The organism is Leisingera sp. ANG-M1 (assembly GCF_000813745.1).
Classification (GTDB): Bacteria; Pseudomonadota; Alphaproteobacteria; order Rhodobacterales; family Rhodobacteraceae; genus Leisingera.
In genome coordinates this window covers 141,577-158,142 of sequence record NZ_JWLC01000019.1, presented here as the reverse complement: position 1 = coordinate 158,142, position 16,566 = coordinate 141,577, and the positions used below count along the sequence as shown (strand labels likewise).

General features: G+C 60.9%; 15 protein-coding genes. 6 read left to right on the top strand and 9 right to left on the bottom strand.

Features of this window, described 5'->3' with window-relative positions; all coding sequences use genetic code 11:
- Nucleotides 1-31 precede the first annotated feature (31 nt).
- The 4 genes from RA19_RS16730 to RA19_RS16715 all read right to left on the bottom strand — a co-directional run bounded on the left by RA19_RS16730 (nt 32) and on the right by RA19_RS16715 (nt 3,534).
- Nucleotides 32-535 (bottom strand): universal stress protein, encoded by a 504-nt coding sequence (locus tag RA19_RS16730; RefSeq protein ID WP_039164638.1) that lies wholly within the window; start codon nt 533-535, stop codon nt 32-34.
- Nucleotides 536-552: 17 nt separating this feature from the next.
- Complete coding sequence (locus RA19_RS16725; protein WP_039164636.1) at nt 553-1,893, bottom strand: TRAP transporter large permease; 1,341 nt, start codon at nt 1,891-1,893, stop codon at nt 553-555.
- Nucleotides 1,894-1,912: 19 nt separating this feature from the next.
- A complete protein-coding gene (locus tag RA19_RS16720) occupies nt 1,913-2,449 on the bottom strand; it encodes a TRAP transporter small permease (protein ID WP_039164634.1) in 537 nt (178 codons plus the stop codon).
- A 71-nt stretch (nt 2,450-2,520) separates the two neighbouring features.
- Complete coding sequence (locus tag RA19_RS16715) at nt 2,521-3,534, bottom strand: TRAP transporter substrate-binding protein (protein ID WP_039164694.1); 1,014 nt, start codon at nt 3,532-3,534, stop codon at nt 2,521-2,523.
- Nucleotides 3,535-3,704: 170 nt separating this feature from the next.
- Here RA19_RS16715 and RA19_RS16710 point away from each other — a divergent pair, with 170 nt between their 5' ends.
- A complete protein-coding gene (locus RA19_RS16710) occupies nt 3,705-4,640 on the top strand; it encodes a LysR family transcriptional regulator (RefSeq protein ID WP_039164632.1) in 936 nt (311 codons plus the stop codon).
- A gap of 17 nt (nt 4,641-4,657) precedes the next feature.
- Here RA19_RS16710 and RA19_RS25875 read toward each other — a convergent pair whose 3' ends face one another.
- A complete protein-coding gene (locus RA19_RS25875; RefSeq protein WP_082020565.1) occupies nt 4,658-5,593 on the bottom strand; it encodes a LysR family transcriptional regulator in 936 nt (311 codons plus the stop codon).
- 107 nt (nt 5,594-5,700) lie between these two features.
- On the opposite strand from RA19_RS25875, the gene RA19_RS16700 reads away from it, so the two are divergent.
- The 4 genes from RA19_RS16700 to RA19_RS16685 are packed head-to-tail and all read left to right on the top strand — an operon-like array spanning nt 5,701 to nt 10,843.
- Nucleotides 5,701-6,927, top strand: a complete 1,227-nt coding sequence (locus tag RA19_RS16700; protein ID WP_039164630.1) for a M24 family metallopeptidase — start codon at nt 5,701-5,703, stop codon at nt 6,925-6,927.
- Between the two features lie 27 nt (nt 6,928-6,954).
- Complete coding sequence (locus RA19_RS16695) at nt 6,955-8,574, top strand: ABC transporter substrate-binding protein (protein WP_039164628.1); 1,620 nt, start codon at nt 6,955-6,957, stop codon at nt 8,572-8,574.
- A 56-nt stretch (nt 8,575-8,630) separates the two neighbouring features.
- The gene (locus RA19_RS16690; protein WP_039164626.1) at nt 8,631-9,812 is read left to right on the top strand and encodes a mandelate racemase/muconate lactonizing enzyme family protein; all 1,182 of its coding nucleotides are present in this window, start codon (nt 8,631-8,633) and stop codon (nt 9,810-9,812) included.
- A 23-nt stretch (nt 9,813-9,835) separates the two neighbouring features.
- Entirely contained in the window at nt 9,836-10,843 is a 1,008-nt protein-coding gene (locus tag RA19_RS16685) for an Ldh family oxidoreductase (protein ID WP_039164624.1), read from the top strand.
- 5 nt (nt 10,844-10,848) lie between these two features.
- On the opposite strand, the gene RA19_RS16680 is transcribed toward RA19_RS16685, so the two are convergent.
- Nucleotides 10,849-11,775 carry an endonuclease/exonuclease/phosphatase family protein gene (locus RA19_RS16680; protein WP_039164622.1) on the bottom strand — a complete coding sequence of 309 codons (927 nt, stop codon included), beginning with the start codon at nt 11,773-11,775 and terminating at the stop codon, nt 10,849-10,851.
- A 65-nt stretch (nt 11,776-11,840) separates the two neighbouring features.
- Nucleotides 11,841-13,424: an ABC transporter substrate-binding protein gene (locus RA19_RS16675; protein ID WP_039164620.1), complete on the bottom strand. Its 1,584-nt coding sequence runs from the start codon at nt 13,422-13,424 to the stop codon at nt 11,841-11,843.
- A 165-nt stretch (nt 13,425-13,589) separates the two neighbouring features.
- Between RA19_RS16675 and pdxR the strand changes: the two genes are divergently transcribed.
- The gene (gene pdxR / locus RA19_RS16670; protein WP_052261847.1) at nt 13,590-15,068 is read left to right on the top strand and encodes a MocR-like pyridoxine biosynthesis transcription factor PdxR; all 1,479 of its coding nucleotides are present in this window, start codon (nt 13,590-13,592) and stop codon (nt 15,066-15,068) included.
- A gap of 3 nt (nt 15,069-15,071) precedes the next feature.
- Here the strand turns inward: pdxR and RA19_RS16665 are convergent, their stop codons facing one another.
- Nucleotides 15,072-15,521 (bottom strand): Lrp/AsnC family transcriptional regulator, encoded by a 450-nt coding sequence (locus RA19_RS16665; protein ID WP_039164619.1) that lies wholly within the window; start codon nt 15,519-15,521, stop codon nt 15,072-15,074.
- Nucleotides 15,522-15,709: 188 nt separating this feature from the next.
- On the bottom strand, nt 15,710-16,540 hold the full coding sequence (locus RA19_RS16660) for a LysR family transcriptional regulator (RefSeq protein WP_052261846.1): 831 nt from the start codon (nt 16,538-16,540) through the stop codon (nt 15,710-15,712).
- Nucleotides 16,541-16,566: the final 26 nt, after the last annotated feature.

The following is a 16,566-nucleotide window of genomic DNA, read 5'->3' as shown; positions in this document are numbered from 1 at the left end:
AGCGGCCTAGGCCTGCCGCTTGCGGGGAGGATCACTCCTCGTCGTCGCCGTTCTGGTAGGGCACCACCAGGGTCGGGATCTGCGAACGCCGCAGAACCCGCTTGGCGACAGTGCCCAGGAAGGTGTGCGAGAACCCGTGGTCATGGGCGCCCAGCACAATCAGGTCGCAGCCGAGTTCAGCCGAACGGCGCAGGATCACCTCCGCCGGATGGCCGTCGGTGACTTCGATCGAAGTCACCTGGTCGCGGATCTTGGCGTCATCGCCTTCGAAGGCGGCCCAGAACCGGGCCTGGCGTTCAGCCAGGACCTGCTTGACCATTTCGTGCCGCCGCTTGGCTGCTGCCTTGCGGGTCTCGTCGTTCAGCACGAACATCTCGAAGGTGATCTTGGCATCTTCCGAGATCGGCTCATTCACATGCAGCACGTGGATCTCGGCCCCGGTGGCCTGCGCCAGGCTGGCGGCGTGGCGCAAGGCATGCGTCGAGTTGTGCGACAGGTCGGTGGCAAACAGGATGTTTGTGATCAGCGGTTTCATGTCAGTCCCCTTTCAGATCAGTAACCAAACAGCCGTGGCAGCCACAGCGAGATTTCCGGGAAGAAGGCGATGATGAAGATCGCAATCGTGTTCACCGCAGCAAAGGGCAGGGCCCGCAGCGAGATCTGCTCGATGGTGATATTCGAAATCCCCGACGCGATGAACAGGTTCTCACCCAAGGGCGGCGTCTGGAAGCCGATGCCCAGGGTACAGACCATCACCACGCCAAAGTGGATCGGATCGATGCCCACCGAATAGGCCACTGGCAGCATCACCGGAACCAGGATCAGGATCGTTGCCAGCGTCTCCATGAACATGCCGACAAACAGCAGGAAGAAGATGATCAGCGCCCAGATGACATAGAGGTTCTGGGTGAAGCTCAGCATGCTGTCGGCAATCACCGCCGGGATCTGGTTTTCCACCAGGAGGCGGCCGAACACAGTGGCAGTGAACAGGATCAAGAGCACGCGGCCGGTGAGCCAGGTGGTGGCTTCCAGCGATTGGAACAGCGACGACCAGGTCAGCTCGCGGTAGATGAAGACACCAACCACCAGGGTATAGAAGATCGCGACGATGGCAGCCTCAGTCGGGGTGAAGAAGCCGGTGTAGATGCCGCCCAGGATCACCACCGGCGCCATCAGCGACCAGAAGCCCCGATACAATTCGCAGCCTACATTGCGGATCGACCAGCCGTCAGCGGAGCCCTTGTAGCCGCGCTTTTTCGACATGAAGAAGTTCAGGATCAAGAGGCTGGTGGCGATCAGGAAGGCGGGAACAAAGCCGGCAATGAACAGTTTCGAGATCGAAACCGACTGGAAGGTGCCGTATTTCTCAACCGCTTCCGGCGGCGGCGCCATGCCAAGCGCGGCAATGCCAAAGATCACCATCGGGATCGACGGCGGGATGATGATGCCGAGGCCGCCCGAGGATGCGGTGATCGCAGACGCGTAGCCGCGCTCATAGCCGCGGTTGATCATTGCCGGGATCATCAGCATGCCAACGGCAGCAGTGGTTGCCGGGCCGGAACCGGAGATTGCCCCAAAGAACAGACAAGCCATAACGGTTGCGGCCGAGATGCCGCCAGTGAACGGCCCGGCGAAGCTTTCGGCAACGTTGATCAGCCGTTTCGAGATCCCAGCAGCTTCCATCAGCGCACCCGCCAGAATGAAGGCCGGCAGCGCCATCAGCGGGAATGAGCCGACCGAGGTGAAGGCGATCTGCACAAATTTGATCGGGTTTTCATCCAGATACAGGAACGACAAGAGTGACGACACACCCAGCGCAACAGTGATCGGCGCACCAAGGAGCAAAAGCAGCAGAAATGATCCGAACAGGATCGTGACGATTTCAGTTTCCATTATTCTATCCCTCCCTTTCTCACGCGCGATTGTCCGCGCCAGCACTTCCCTTGATCTCATCAAGGTCGATCTGGTCGGGATCGTGGATTTCTTCGCCACGGATCAGTTTGCGGTAGTTCACCTGCAGAATGCGGATGGTCATCAGAGTGAAGGCGATGGGCAGCACCATGTAGATGTATTTCATCTCGATGCCTAAGGTCTGCGATTTCCAGAACTTGTTCATCTTGTTGAAGACGAAATCGGTGGCCAGCCACAGGAAGTAGCAATTGAAGAACAGCCAGAAAAGATCTGCAAAGGCCTCGATATACTTGATCGCGCCCGAAGGCAGAAACTTGAACTGGAAGGTGACCCGGTTATGCGCTCCCTTCAGCGCGGCATAGCTGGCCCCGAAATAGACAAACCAGACGAACATGTAGACCGAGAGCTCCTCGATCCACGAGAATGAATGACCAAAGACTTCGCGTGAGACGATCTGCACGAACAGCAGAATGACAAAACCGGACAGCAATAGGCGGCAGATATAGCTTTCTATATTGTCCAGGACTTTCCAGAACATGATGTACTCCTCCCCTGTGCAAAGCAGCGCACGAGGCGCTGCTTTGTTGTTTTTATTGATTTGCCAGAGGCTTACTGGACCGGATCGCGGCCGATGGCGGTCAGCACCGCGTTCATCTTCTCAACGCCGCCGATCGAGTCATAGAACTTCGGCCACACGGCTTCGGTTGCCAGCTTGATGAATTCGGCTTCGTTGTTCTCAGGATCAACGATTTCCATGCCTTTGGCGGTCAGCTCTTCCTTGATCGCAGCTTCGGAGTCACGCAGGAACTGGGCCGATTTAAGGGTGGCTTCCTGGCCCGCTTCCAGAATGATCTTCTGGTCTTCTTCCGACAGGCCCTGGAACACGGCTTCGGACACGATCAGCGGTTCGATCGAGAAGATGTAGCGCAGGTTGGTGACGTGGTCCTGCACCTCATAGAACTTCATCGCGTTGATGGTCATGTAGGGGTTGTCCTGACCGTCAACCACTTTGGTCTGCAGGCCGGTAAAGGTCTCGGACCAGGCCATCGGGGTCGGGTTGATGCCCCAGGACTTGTAGGTTTCGATCATGATCTCGTTCTTGGGAACGCGGATGACCAGGTCCTGCAGGTCGGCAACCGAGGTGACCGGCTTCTTGGAGTTGGTCAGGCGGCGGAAGCCGGTGTAGGTCCAGGCAATGATGCGCACGCCCGCGTCACGCAGGGTGTTCTCGGTCAGCTCCTGGCCGATCGGGCCCTGGGTCAGGGTTTCCGCATCTTCCAGCGACAGGATCACATAAGGCAGGGTGAACACGCCCACGGTCGGGGAGAACGGGGTCACGTTGTTGATTGCCAGCAGCGACATATCCAGGGTGCCGATGGCCGCCTCATTCACGGTGTCCTGCTCGGAACCCAGCTGGCCGTTCAGGAACAGGGTGGCGGTATGCTCGCCGCCGGACTTTGCTTCCAATGCCTCAACAAAGAACTTGCCGGTCGCTTCCTGCGGGCTGCCGGCGCTGTCGCCCACGGCAATTTTGAAGTTCTTTGCGGAAACGGCACCGGTGGTCAGCATCGCGGCTGCAGAAACGGCTGCGGTCAGCGTGCAGACCTTTTTGAGAAATGACATAACTTCCTCCCGTATTGTCATCTTGAAACCCAAGGCGCGCGCCGGCATGCCCTCCATAAGCATATTTGCCGGTCCGATCCGTCCTTGGTGGGCTGGAAGCTACATTGCGTTTTATGTTTCTAGAATGTAAACTTTTGAAAGCAAAGTTTCACAAATCGCGAACCTGGAAGATGAACCGCCATTCCCAAGTCAAACACATCGCTGATGCCGACCTGAAATTGCTGCGTGTCTTCAAGGCGGTGGCCGAAAGCGGCGGGCTGGCGGCGGCGGAGACCGAGCTGAACATCGGCAAATCCACAATTTCGAAATACATCGCTGACCTGGAGTTAAGGCTGGATCTGAAGCTGTGCAACCGCGGCCCGGCCGGGTTTTCCCTGACAGATGACGGCGAAAAGGTGCTGCGTTCCGCCGACGGCTTGCTGGCATCGGTGACCGACTTCCGCGCCCAGGTGAATGAGATCAAGCAGCAGCTGGCCGGCACCATCCGTATCGCCTTGTTCGACCAATGCGCCTCCAACCCCGAGGCCTTTGTTCCCGGCACCATCCGCGAATTCAACAAGGCGGCCCCAGCCGTGGAAATCGAGCTGTCGCTGGAGCCGCCCAACGTGATTGAAACCAAGGTAATCGGCGGCGAGCTGGATATCGGAATCCTGGCCCTGCACCGGCCGTCACCAAGCCTCGACTACATGCCGCTCTACGGTGAGAACATGTTCCTTTACTGCGGAAAGGGGCATCCGTTTTTTGACAGCGACCAGGCCAGTCTCGGGCTGCCGGACGTGCAGTCCGTGAACTACGCCGGAATCCGGGTGAACTCGCCCAACCTGCATGTGGGCCAGAAACTTGGGTTCCGCCGGGCCGCCAAGGTGCAAAACGAACAGGCACTGGCCATCCTGATCATGTCCGGCAGCTATTTAGGGTTCTTGCCGGACCACTTGGGCGACCTTTTTGTTGGCCACGGGCTGATGAAGAAAGTGCTGCCGGAAGAAATTTTCTATCGCAGCCAGTTCGCCGCCGTTACCCGCAAACGCCCGGCGGTGAACCGGATCACTAAGCTGTTTCTCGACACATTGGTTGCCTCGCACTCGGGGCCAGACGCCGGGGATTGATGGTATCCTTCACCAGTTCAGCTGCCTGGCCGGTACGCCTGCAATGTTTCTGCGGTTCTGGCTTGCAGCCACGCCTTGAATGACGATGCGGCGGCGGCGGCCGCCCCCAGCCCGTCAGCTGAGCGCATCCAGTAACTCTGCCCTGAAGGACAGGCTGTCCCCGCCACAAAACCCAATGATCCAGCGCGCAGCGCGCTGTCCGCATTGACCAGGCTGGTCAGGGCCAGGCTCTCGCTCGTGCGAACCGCATCAATGGCGGCATGCTCAGCCGTCACCTGCAGCCCCGAAGGAAACCGTAATTCAGTCTGAAACAGGTTTCGGCCCCAGGCCTGCCATGAGAACTCGCCGCGGCGGCTGCCCTGCTCGTGGCTGATATGGACCAGCGGGAAAGCTTGCAAGGCTTCGGGCAGCTGCTCCGGGCTTTGGCTCAGAAGCGGGTGCCGGGATGCGCAGACAATCGCGCAGATGTCTTCAAACAATGGCTCCCAGCCCGGTCCCTCCGGCTGGTTACCAGCATGAACGATAACAAACCCGGTGCTGGCGCGCGCCTGCCGCACCGGGGTGTGGCTGGGTTCAATCGTGATTTTGAGTTCCGGGTGTTCTGCCTGAAACTCCGGCAGATGCGGGATCAGCCAGGAGACCGCAAAAGAATAGGAGGCGACAATCTCAAGCGCGGGCGAGGCAGCATTGTCTTCAATCAGCTGGCTCGCATTGAGGATCCGCCCGAATGCATCGCCCAGCTGATCCAGCACCGCCCGCCCCAGGACCGTTGGGTGAAACTGCCCGCCCTCGCGGTAGCAGAGTTTTTCTCCGGCCCGGGTTTCAAGATCCTTCAAACGATGGCTGATAGCGGCCGGCGTCACACAGAGTTCCTGTGCGGCCCCGGTTAGAGAACCGTGCCGGACCACCGCTTCAAAGGCGCGCAGCCCGGTCAGGGAAGGAGCGTTGAGCATGAGACATCCCTTTTACTTTTTGTAAAAAAACTGCGCCGGAAACGTCATTTTGTAAAGCAGAGCAAAGCGGGCAAGCTCAGCATCAGGTATTATCTTGGATTGCTGGCATGACCGAAACGGATCCCTCCACAGCAGCTGAACTGACGGAAAACAGATATGCGCTCTATCAGGCACGGCTGGAACACACCCGCGCGGGTATGCGCCGTCATGACATTCCGGTGATGGCCATCATTGATCCGAACCAGATCTTTTACTCCACCGGTGCGATGAACATGCAGCTGTGGTCGTCGCGCACCCCGGCCCGTTATCTGCTGGTGTTTTTGGAAGGGCCGGTAATCCTTTACGATTTCGCAGGCTCCCAGCATCTGGCCGAGGACTTGCCGACAATCAGTGAAATCCGCATGGCGGAGGGGTTGGATTTTGTGAGCTCCGGCGGCGACATGCAGGGGGCTTGCGCCCGGTTTGCGGCGGAGATCGCCCGAACCGTGCGGGACCATGATCCGGCCATTGACCGCATCGCCGTCGACCGTTTCCCGTTTCAGGCCGTGGACGCGCTGCAAGCGCAAGGGCTGCAGGTGAGTGATGCAGGCGAGGCACTCGCTCTGACCCGGATGATCAAGCTGCCGGTTGAGCTGCCCTATATCCGCGAGGCGATGCGGCGGGTGGAAATCGGCGTCGAACGGCTGGAAACCCGGGCTGAACCCGGAAAGACAGAGACCGAAACATGGGCCGAATTCCATTACGCACTGATGGCCAAGCATGGCCAGTATGTCTCGACACGGCTGTTTCAAAGCGGGCCCAACACCTTTCCATACTTCCAGGAGGCCGGCAGCCGATTGCTGCAGAAGGGGGACCTGTTGTGCCTCGACACTGACGCGCTGGCGTTTGAGAATTATGCGGTCGATTTCTCCCGCACATTCCTGTGCGGCGACCAGAAGGCGACGCCGGACCAGCAGCTGCTATACGCCCGTGCGCGTGAGCAGCTGGAGTGGAATGCGGACTTGCTGAAACCGGGCACCGAATACCGCGAGTTGGCCGAGAAGGCCTGGCAGGTGCCGCCCGAGCATCAGGCCAGCCGCTATTACTGCATCGGCCATGGGCTGGGGATGGCAGGCGAGTTCCCCAACATCCCGCATATGGACGGCACCGGCGCCGCCTATCCGCTGCAAGGCGTGCTGGAGCCGGGCATGATCATTTGCTTGGAAAGCTACATCGGCTGGGACCGCTCCAACGAAGGAGTGAAGCTGGAGGACCAGTTCCTGATCCTTGAGGACGGGGTGGAGCGGATGTCGAACTATCACTTCGATCACCGGCTGGGCGGGCGGATGATCTGACAGCAAAGTCAAAACAGGGAGGGAAAGATGGATAGGCAAACAGAGACGAGAATCAGCCATTGGGCTGACGAAGCCAAGGCCGGGCGGCTGGACCGGCGTGAGTTCATGGCCCTGGCGAGCATTTTTGGCATCACTTCCGCAGCAGCCTCGGGAATGCTTGGACTGGCGGTGCCCACGGTTGCCGCCGCGGAAGAACCCAAGCACGGCGGGGTGCTGCGTGTTGGCCAGCAGGTGCTGGATATCAATGACCCGCGCACCTATGACTGGCCCCAGAAGGCCAATGTTGCCCGCCAGTTCTGCGAGCCACTGGTACGGTGGGAGCCTGACGGCAGCTTCTCTCCATCGCTGCTGGAGGCTTGGGAAGTGAGCAGCGACGCCAAAACCTACACACTGAAAGTCCGCCGCAACGCGGTCTGGAGTAACGGCGAACCGTTCACCGCAGATGACGTGGTCTTCAACATCCGCCGCATGGCCGACAGCACTGCCGAGGGTAATTCTATGGCAGCACGGCTAGCAGCATTGCGGGCCGAGGGCGAAGATCAGGCCGCGGAAGGCGCGGTGGAGAAGCTCGACGACTACACCGTCCGCCTGAATCTGTTCACGCCCGACATTTCGCTGATCCCGTCCTTTGGCGATTACCCTGCGCTCTGTGTCCACCCGTCTTTCACCGGCCAGCTGCAGGATGCGCCAATTGGCACCGGCGGCTTTGAACTGGTCTCCTTCGAGGTCGGCGGCAAGGCAGTGCTGAAGCGGCGCGAGGACGGAAAATGGTGGGGCGGCGAAGTTTACCTCGACGGGATCGAATTCCTGGACCTCGGTAACAATGACGCCACCTTTGCTGCCTCTTTCGACGCCGGCGACATTGACATGAACGACGAGACCTCCAGCAACTCGGAAGAATTGTTCAATGCTATGGGCTTGGAACGGGCGGCGGCTTTGACAGCGACCACCGCCGTGGCACGGATGAATGTGAATGCGCCACCCTTCACCAATCAGCAGCTGCGCAATGCGGTTCAGCTGGCGGTGGACAATGCGCTCTGCGTCGAGCTTGCGATCTCCGGCCTGGGCAGCGAGGCGGACAATCACCATGTGGCACCGGTGCATCCAGAATACGCCGAGGTGCCGCGCCCGGCCACTGATCCGGCCAAGGCGAAGGCGCTGCTGGAGGCCTCCGGCGAAAGCGGGGAGATTGAGCTGATCTCGACCGATGAGGGCGAATTGAAGGATTTTGCCGACAGCGTCGCGGCACAGCTTAGGGATGCGGGCTTTGATGTGGCGCGCAAAACGCTGCCGGGGGCCACGTTCTGGAACGATTGGACAAAGTACCCGTTCTCGACCACGTCCTGGGGCGGGCGCCCCCTGGGGGTGCAAGTCTATGCACTGGCCTATAAGTCCGGCGAAGCCTGGAACGAGAGCGGCCACTCCAACCCGGAGTTCGATGCCAAGCTGACCCAGGCCCTGGGGATCTTCGACCCGGAGAAGCGCCGCCCATTGATGGCTGAGCTGGAGAAGATGCTACAGGACAGCGGCGTGATCGTGCAGGCCTACTGGCGCGATCTGGCGATGCATCACACTGCAAGGGTGAGGGGCTACAAGCGCCACCCGCTGCGGGAAATGCATCTGGAACGCGTCTGGCTGGACGGCTGAATACAGCCGCCGCCCTGTAACCGGGGCGGCGGCCTTCGGGTGGCAAGGAAACACACATGAAAATCAAATCACTCAAAGCGACGCCGATCCTGGTGCCGCTGGAGGCGCCCTATGTCTGGTCCTATGGTGTGCTGGATGCGTTCACCAAATGTGTGGTGGAAGTTGAGACCACCGACGGGGTGGTGGGCATCGGCGAGGCGCCCTCGCATGCGGCAGCGCCCTTCATCCAGACCTGGGCAGAGCATTTCGAAGGCCGCGACCCGCTCGACATTGTGGCACTGGAGCGGATGGTGCTGCCTTCGCAGCCGTTCTGCCATTCGGTGACCGACACCGTCACCCGCGGCGCTTGGGGCGGGGTGGAAATTGCGCTTTGGGACCTGCGCGGCAAGCTGTGGGGTCAGCCGGTGGCCAATCTGCTGGGAGGCATTCAGCGGCGGCAGATCCCGTTCACCGATTACTTCTCCTACCGGCTGCCGCAAGGGGACGTGCAAGGTGAAGCCAGCATCGCCGAAGTCGTAGATTATTGCCTGGACCTGCGAGAGCGGTTTGGCACCACATGGTTTGAGGGCAAGGTTTCAGACGCGGATTTGCCGCAGAATATCAAACTGCTGCAAGCGCTGCGCGATACGCTGGGGCCGGACGCGATGCTGAGGGCCGACAGCAACCAGGCCTTCAGCCTGTCCTCGGCGCTTTATCTGGCACCGGCCTTCCAGGAGATCGGCCTGCGCAACTGGGAGGACCCAACGCCGGAGTGGCGGCAGATGCGCAAGCTGCGCGCGCATACCTCCATCCCGTTTTCCGGTCACAACCTCGATATCGGCAAGGCGGTGGCTTATGGCGTGCCGGATGCGCTGGTCTCGGATGTGGCCGGGCTGGGCGGGTTTTCGGCGATGATGCGCTTCGTATCCACCTGCGAGGGCGCGGGGATCGATTTCTGGTGCTATTCCGGCGACAGCGGGCTTGGCACTGCCGCCTATCTGCACGCCTGCGCCGCGCATCCGCATATCCGCGAGCCGAACCAGTCGCTGCTGCGCCAGCAGCCGCATGACGTGATCACCGAAGGCCCGTTCAGTCCCCGCAACAACCACCTGCCGCTGCCCGAAGGCCCCGGGCTGGGTGTTACCTTGGACCGGGAGCGGCTGGCCTATTGCGCCAATCTGCTGCGCGAGCGGGGCCTTCCGAACAAGTACCACGACCCCAACGCCCCCGGCGTCATGCGGCGGATGCCGCTGGTTTGACGGTGACCCTGCAAGGAACACGGATGACAAAAACGATTTCTCTTGAACAGGTTGAGGACTTTTCCCTGGCCGCGCTGCGCAGCGCCGGAGCCAGCAACTGGCAGGCCGCGCCGGTCGCCAAGTCAATTCGCGCAGCCGAGGCCGAAGGCACCCGCGGAATTGGGCTTGGGTATTTGCCCTATTACTGCAACCACCTGCGAGTGGGGAAGATCCGCGGCGATGCAGAACCTTCTGTGCGCCGGCCGCTGCCAGGCACCATTGCCGTGAATGCAGCCGACGGGTTTGCCCACCCAGCCTTTGAGGCTGCTGCAGATCAGCTGGTCGCGGCTGCGCAGACACAGGGCATTGCGGTGCTTGGGATCAGCAACGCTTATGCTTGCGGGGTGCTGGGGTATTTCACCGACCGCTTGGCGCGGCGCGGGCTGATCAGCCTGATGACGGCCAATGCCTCTGCGACCATGGCACCCTGGGGCGGCAAGACGCCTTTCTTTGGCACCAACCCCTGGGCTTTTGGCGCGCCCCGCCACGGGGATCCTCTGGTGATCGACAGTTCTTCCTCCGCCACGGCCTTTGTCAATCTGGCCAATGCTGCCGCCGCAGGTGAAAACATCCCTCCGCATTGGGCACTGGATGCCGAGGGCAGGTCAACATCCGATCCGCAGGCCGCAATGGAAGGCTCGATTGCCCCTGCAGGCGGCCATAAAGGGGCCGCACTGGCGCTGATGGTAGAGGTACTGGCAGCCGGCCTCAGCGGTGCGCAGTGGTCGTTTCAGGCGTCCTCGCTGGGTGATGACCGAGGCGGGCCGCCGCGGCTGGGGCAGACCATCATTGCAATTCGGCCGGACGGGCTGGGGCGGAGAAACTTCCCGGCGGCGCTGGAGGAGATGCTGGCTGCAATGACCCGGGGCGAGGGTGTGCGGGTACCAGGCGAACGGCGGCATCAGCAAAGGCGGCAGGCCGAGGCAAATGGGGTTCAATTGAGTCTTGAGGAGGTCAAAGCCTTGGCAGAGCTGGCAGAATTTCCCGCCTGAGCCGCCTATGCGCCGCTGAGCTCGACCCAATAGGGCAAGTGGTCGGAGCCGTCGGCCTGCCGGTCCACCCAGGCGCGCGCAACGCAATCCGCCAGCCCCGGGCTGAGGAGGCAGTAGTCCAGCCGCAAAGGCTCGGCAGGGGCGCGATCCGGCGGGTCGGGCAGCCAAGTGTGGCCTTCATCGCCGGCACTGTCCCTTGCATGTGTCCAACTGTCGGCAAAGCTGTCCCAATGAAGGTTGTGACCGGTAGCCAGGTCAGGCTCGCCAGTCAGTGCAATGTATTCCGGGCTGCCGGGGACCATGTTGAAATCGCCCATCAGGATTGTGTGGCGGGGCAGGGCGGGCTGTTCTTCGCCTTGCGCCCAATCCATCGCGTGGAAATTGGCGAGCTCGCCCGGATCATGTTCGGGCGCCTTGCCTGTCCAGGAGCCACCGCGGGCATGAGCGTTTTGATGCAAAGCAATCAGATGCTGGACTTGCAGCAGCTTCTCCCGCCGGGAGGCCGAGGTCAAATGCAGGGAATAAACCCGCAAAGGACCCTCTGGCGCATCCAGAACACATTCCAGCGCGCCGGTTTCCATGCCGAAACTCCGCGCGGTGGCGATCTTGGGCAGCGGGTGGCGGCGTACTTCGAGGATCCGGTGCTTTGACAGCAGCATCGGGCCGAACTGGCGGCGGCGGTTCAACACCCGGCCATCGGCGCCCATGCTGCTGGCATCCATATCGAAAGCCGGGAAAAAGGCCCAGTGATAATCCGGCAGCAGCTCTGCCAGCAGCGCAGGCTGATCGGCCATGCCGCTGCGGCGCCAATTGCGCTCCACCTCCTGCAGCGCAATGACATCGGCACCGCGCACTGCGTCTGCAATCGGGCCATAGTCATAGACCCCGTCCGGTCCAAGAGCGTAACGGATGTTGTAAGTGACCAGCTTCATGGGCGCGCCCTCATAAAAAACGGCGGACAGCCAGGGCCGCCCGCCGCAGTCTTCGGGATATCAGGTTACAGCAGCCAGGTTTTCACCAGCGCACCGTCGTACATCATGCCGCCGCCGGAATCATTCTCCCAGCCTCCGACCTGTTCGCTGACCGCATCGATGAAGTCGTTGAACATCGGAATGATCGCGCCGCCTTCGTTGCCGACCATAACGCTCATTTCGCGGTACAGCGCGGTGCGCTTGACGGTATCCAGTTCGCCCTTGGCCTGCAGCAGCAGCGTATCGAAGTCATCGCGCTTAAACCGGGTGTCGTTCCAGTCAGCATCCGATTTATAGGCGGTCGAGAACATCTGGTCCTGCACCGGACGGCCGCCCCAATAGGAAGCGCAGAAGGGTTCTTTGTTCCAGACCTCGGACCAGTAGCCGTCGCTGGGGACCCGCTCGATCTGCAGCGGAATGCCCGCCGTGGAGGCGCTTTGCTGGAACAACTGGGCTGCATCCACCGCGCCCGGGAAGGCCGTGTCGGAGACTTTCATCACAACCGGGCCGTCGTGGCCTGACTTCTGATAGTAATGGCGGGCTTGATCCGGGTCGTAGGCGCGCTGTTCGATGTCATCCGAGAACAGCGGATAGGCGGCGTTGATCGGGGAGTCGTTGCCAACGCTGCCAAAGCCGCGCAACACCTTGTCGACCATTTCCTGCCGGTCGATCGCCAGTTTCAGCGCCATCCGCAGATCATTGCTCGCAAAGGGTGCGGTGTCGCAATGCATCAGGAAGCAATAATGGCCGCGGCCGGCAATGCTCTCGATCCGCAGGCCCGGTGCGCGGCCCAGCAGCTTGGCGATCTTCGGCGCCACCCGGTTGATGAAATGCACCTGGCCGCTTTGCAGCGCAGCGGTGCGGGCGGTGTCGTCGTTCAGCACCAGGATTTCGATCTCGTCCGCATGGCCGCGGCCCTCGTCCCAGTAGTTGGCGAATTTCTTAAAGGCGTGGCGGGCGCCGGGCTCGTTGACTTCAAGCGTGTAGGGGCCGCAGCCGATGCCGGACGCCGGGGCGTCCATACCGCCATCGGGCTGCACCACCAGGTGGTAGTCGGCCATCAGGTAGGGCAGGTCGGCGTTCGGCGTGTCCAGGGTGACGCTGAAGTAATCGCCGTCCACTTTCATCGACTCGATGCCGCGCATAATGCCAAGTGCGCCGGACTGGCTGTCCTCGTTGGAGTGGCGCTGCATGGTTTTCAGCACGTCCTCCGGCGTCATGGTCTTGCCGTTGTGGAACTCCACGCCTTTGCGGATCTTGAAGGTCCAGGTCTTGGCGTCGGCGCTGGCTTCAACCGACTCTGCCAGACGCGGCACGATTTGCCCGTGGGTGTCGACTTCGACCAGCAGGTCGCCATAGGCGGTCAGCACGTTGTTGGGGACCGAGCTGGCCGCCAGCGCCGGGTCCAGGCTGTCGGTGCTGGCGCCGCCTTGCAGGCCGGCGCGGAGCAGGCCGCCCTTCTTAGGGCCTTCGGCGCACGCGGCCGAGGCCAGCAGACTGTTGGCAGAAGCTGCGGCAACCCCCAGCGCGCCAAGGCGGCCTATGAATTCGCGGCGGTTCATGAAACCTTTGGCCGCCTGTTGGACATAATGGTTGATGATGTCAGACATGTTCTTCCCCTGCCGGCTGCACAAGGCCCGTCTGGCAGGCAAAGGGCAGCCTTCTTTGCTGTTCATGTGCCCATGCTCGGGCTGACGGGGATGTGTTGACAGAAAATGGTTTTGCTCACAACGGCCAATTCGGTTAAATGTTGCAAACCATTTTGGAGCCGAGCCGTGCCGGAGCAAACCAAGCATACCGCACCGCTGCCGTTTCTGCAGCTGGACCGCGAAGGCGGAACACCACTGTACCTGCAGCTGATCCAGCAGCTGCGCCGGATGATCCAGACCGGCGCAATCAAACCAGGGCAAAAGCTGCCATCAACCCGCTGGATGAAAGAGCACCACGGTATTGCCCGCAGCACTTTGGTCGCTGCGTTCGAACAGCTGACCAGCGAAGGATATCTGCATAGCCGGACCGGGGCGGGAACCTTTGTAAATCCGGAGTTTCAAGGGCTGCACCCTAGCAGTGGCCAGGCGGCAGAACCCGCCAGCCCTCCGAAACTGTCACGGCGCGGCAAGGCAGCGGCGGAAGGGCTGGACCCTTCCTATTTCGACCCGCTGCGGGTGCGCCCCTTCATTGCCAATATCCCGGCCATCGACCTGTTCCCTCACAAGATCTGGGGCCGGATTGAGAACCGCATCCGCAACCGGCTGGACAGTGCAATGATGGCCTACGGACAGCCCGGCGGCTATCCCCCGTTGCGGGCGGCGATCGCTGATTACGTGCTGAACCGGCGCGGACTGAAATGCATCCAGGACCAGGTGATCGTCACTAATGGCAGCCAGCAGTCGCTCAACCTGATCGCGGCGCTGCTGCTGGACCCCGGAGACAAAGTGCTGATGGAGGATCCTTCCAGCCCGGTGGTCCGGCTCAGCTTTCAGGCCCAGGGCGGCACGGTGGTGCCGGTTCATGTCAAGGAGACCGGCGCAGCGGTGCCGCCGCACGGGCCGGACACCGCCGGCGCAAGGCTCGCTTATCTGACCCCGTCCTGCCAATACCCGCTGAGCGCGGTGATGCCGATCGCACAGCGGCTGGAATGGATGGACTGGGCAGCCCGCACCGATGCCTGGCTGATCGAGGACGACCTGGACAACGAGTTCGTGTTCGGCGGCCGGCCGGATCCGGCGATCTATTGCGACGACCGCCAAGAGCGCACTATCTATGTGTCCAGCTTCAACAACGCCCTGTTCCCCTCGCTGCGGCTGGGTTTCATCATTGCGCCGCCGTCGCTGGTTAAACCGCTGATGGCGCTCAGCGCGATCACCGACCGCGGCCCCAACACCTGGCTGCAGGCGGTGCTGGCCGAGTTCATCGAGCAGGGCCATCTCAGCACTCACATCCGCCGCATGCACAGCGCCTACACCCGCCGGCGCAAGGCAATGCTCAGCAGTTTCGGACGCCTTTCCAGCCCGCTGGTGGAACTTCGCCAGACAACCAGCGGGCTTCGGGTCATTGCCGATTTGCCGCCGGGCATCCGCGACGTTGATGTTCTGGACACCTTGGATACCCATGGGCTGTCAGCTTATGCACTGTCCTATTACTGCATGCAGCGGCAAGACCTGAACGGGCTGCTTCTGGGCTACGGCTGCACCCACGAAGACGATATCCCAGCAGCCGTTGAAAGACTCTGCGCATGCTTGCCTGGGGCTTAGCCCTCAGAAAATATCCAGCGACACTTTCACCCGGTCCATCACAACTGATGACGTGAAGCGGCTCACATTGGATTCATCAAAGAAATACTCCTGCGTGAACGCCTCATACTCCTTGATGTCCTTGACGATCACCACCAGGATAAAATCCGCCTCGCCGGTGGTATAGTAGCACTGCTGCACCTCCCGCGCCTGACGCATCTTGCGCTTGAAGGCATCCAAATGCATTCGGCTTTCGCGTTCCAGCACCACCTGCACGATCACCGTCATCTCGCGGCCAAGTTTCGAGGGCGATAGGAGCGCGATTTCCTTTTCGATCACGCCGGTATCCCGCAGCTTCTTCAGCCGTTTCTGAACCGCGGGCGCCGACAGTCCGATCTCATGGCTGATTGCTTCGGCGGTGAGCTGCGCATTGGATTGGATCAGCCGGAGAATTTCGTAGTCTTTGTCATCCATAGGTATTTTTTCGTCCGTTCCCGCTGGTTTGACAATGCATTTCGTCAAAAGAGCGTGGCGATAGCCCTGCCTGGGCGGCCAATCCGGTTGCGTTTTCCTTTACTCGAATATTCTTGAAATTCTGATTGGATCCGGCTGGTACATGTTTGCGGCGGCGCCTTAAGACGGTCCCCGCCATGCAAACGCCGTCAAATCTCCGGTCCAGTTGACGCCAGCCAGGGGAAAAGATCTGTGCGGCCCTTGCTCCAGGACAGGAAGACCCGCCGGGTGAAGACGGCGGATCCCTCAACTTCGAACAGTTTTCCGTCCTGGATCAAAGCAGCTGACATTCGCCGGGGCAGATAGGCAGAGCCGCCATGGGTCAGAAGGTGGGGCAGGGCCCAGTCCGGGCTGCTGAAGGCAATCGAAGCCATCTCGACACTTGGCCAGGTCTCGGCGTGCTGGGCACGGATTGCAGGGCCGTAATCGACATAGATGTATCCGGGATCCCATTGCACAGCCTGCCGCGGCTCAGTGGCGACCTGGATCAGTTCATCCGCCGCCAGTTCGTGGCTCTCAAATCCGGTCCGGGTCAGCGGTTCCGTCAGCATAGCTGCATCGCTCATTCCGCTTTGCAGCCAGGATTGCGCATCAGCCACGCTTCCAGACCAGATTTCGAATGCGGTCTCCGGGTGGCCGTTGCGGATTTGCCCTATCCATTTCTCGCCCAACCCGCTCCATAGGCCAGGATCGCAAACAAAACTGAACAGCCGGGTAACCCCGCTCGGCAAGCTGATCCGGGTACGGGCATTATCCCAGCTGCGGGTGATCACCTCTGCCTGCTCTAAAAAGGCAAATCCCTCCTTGGTCAGAGTTGCGCCTTTGCGGGAGCGGACCAGCAGCTTGGCACCCAATGCCTGCTCTAAGGCATCCAGCCGGGCAGTCACGGCAGATTGCGTAACATACATCTCCTCTGCCGCGCGGTTAAGATTCCGGGTCCGGACAACACAAAGAAAGGTTTGGATAGCGGCAATGTTCATCTCAGCATAATGCAAATTTCCTGCAT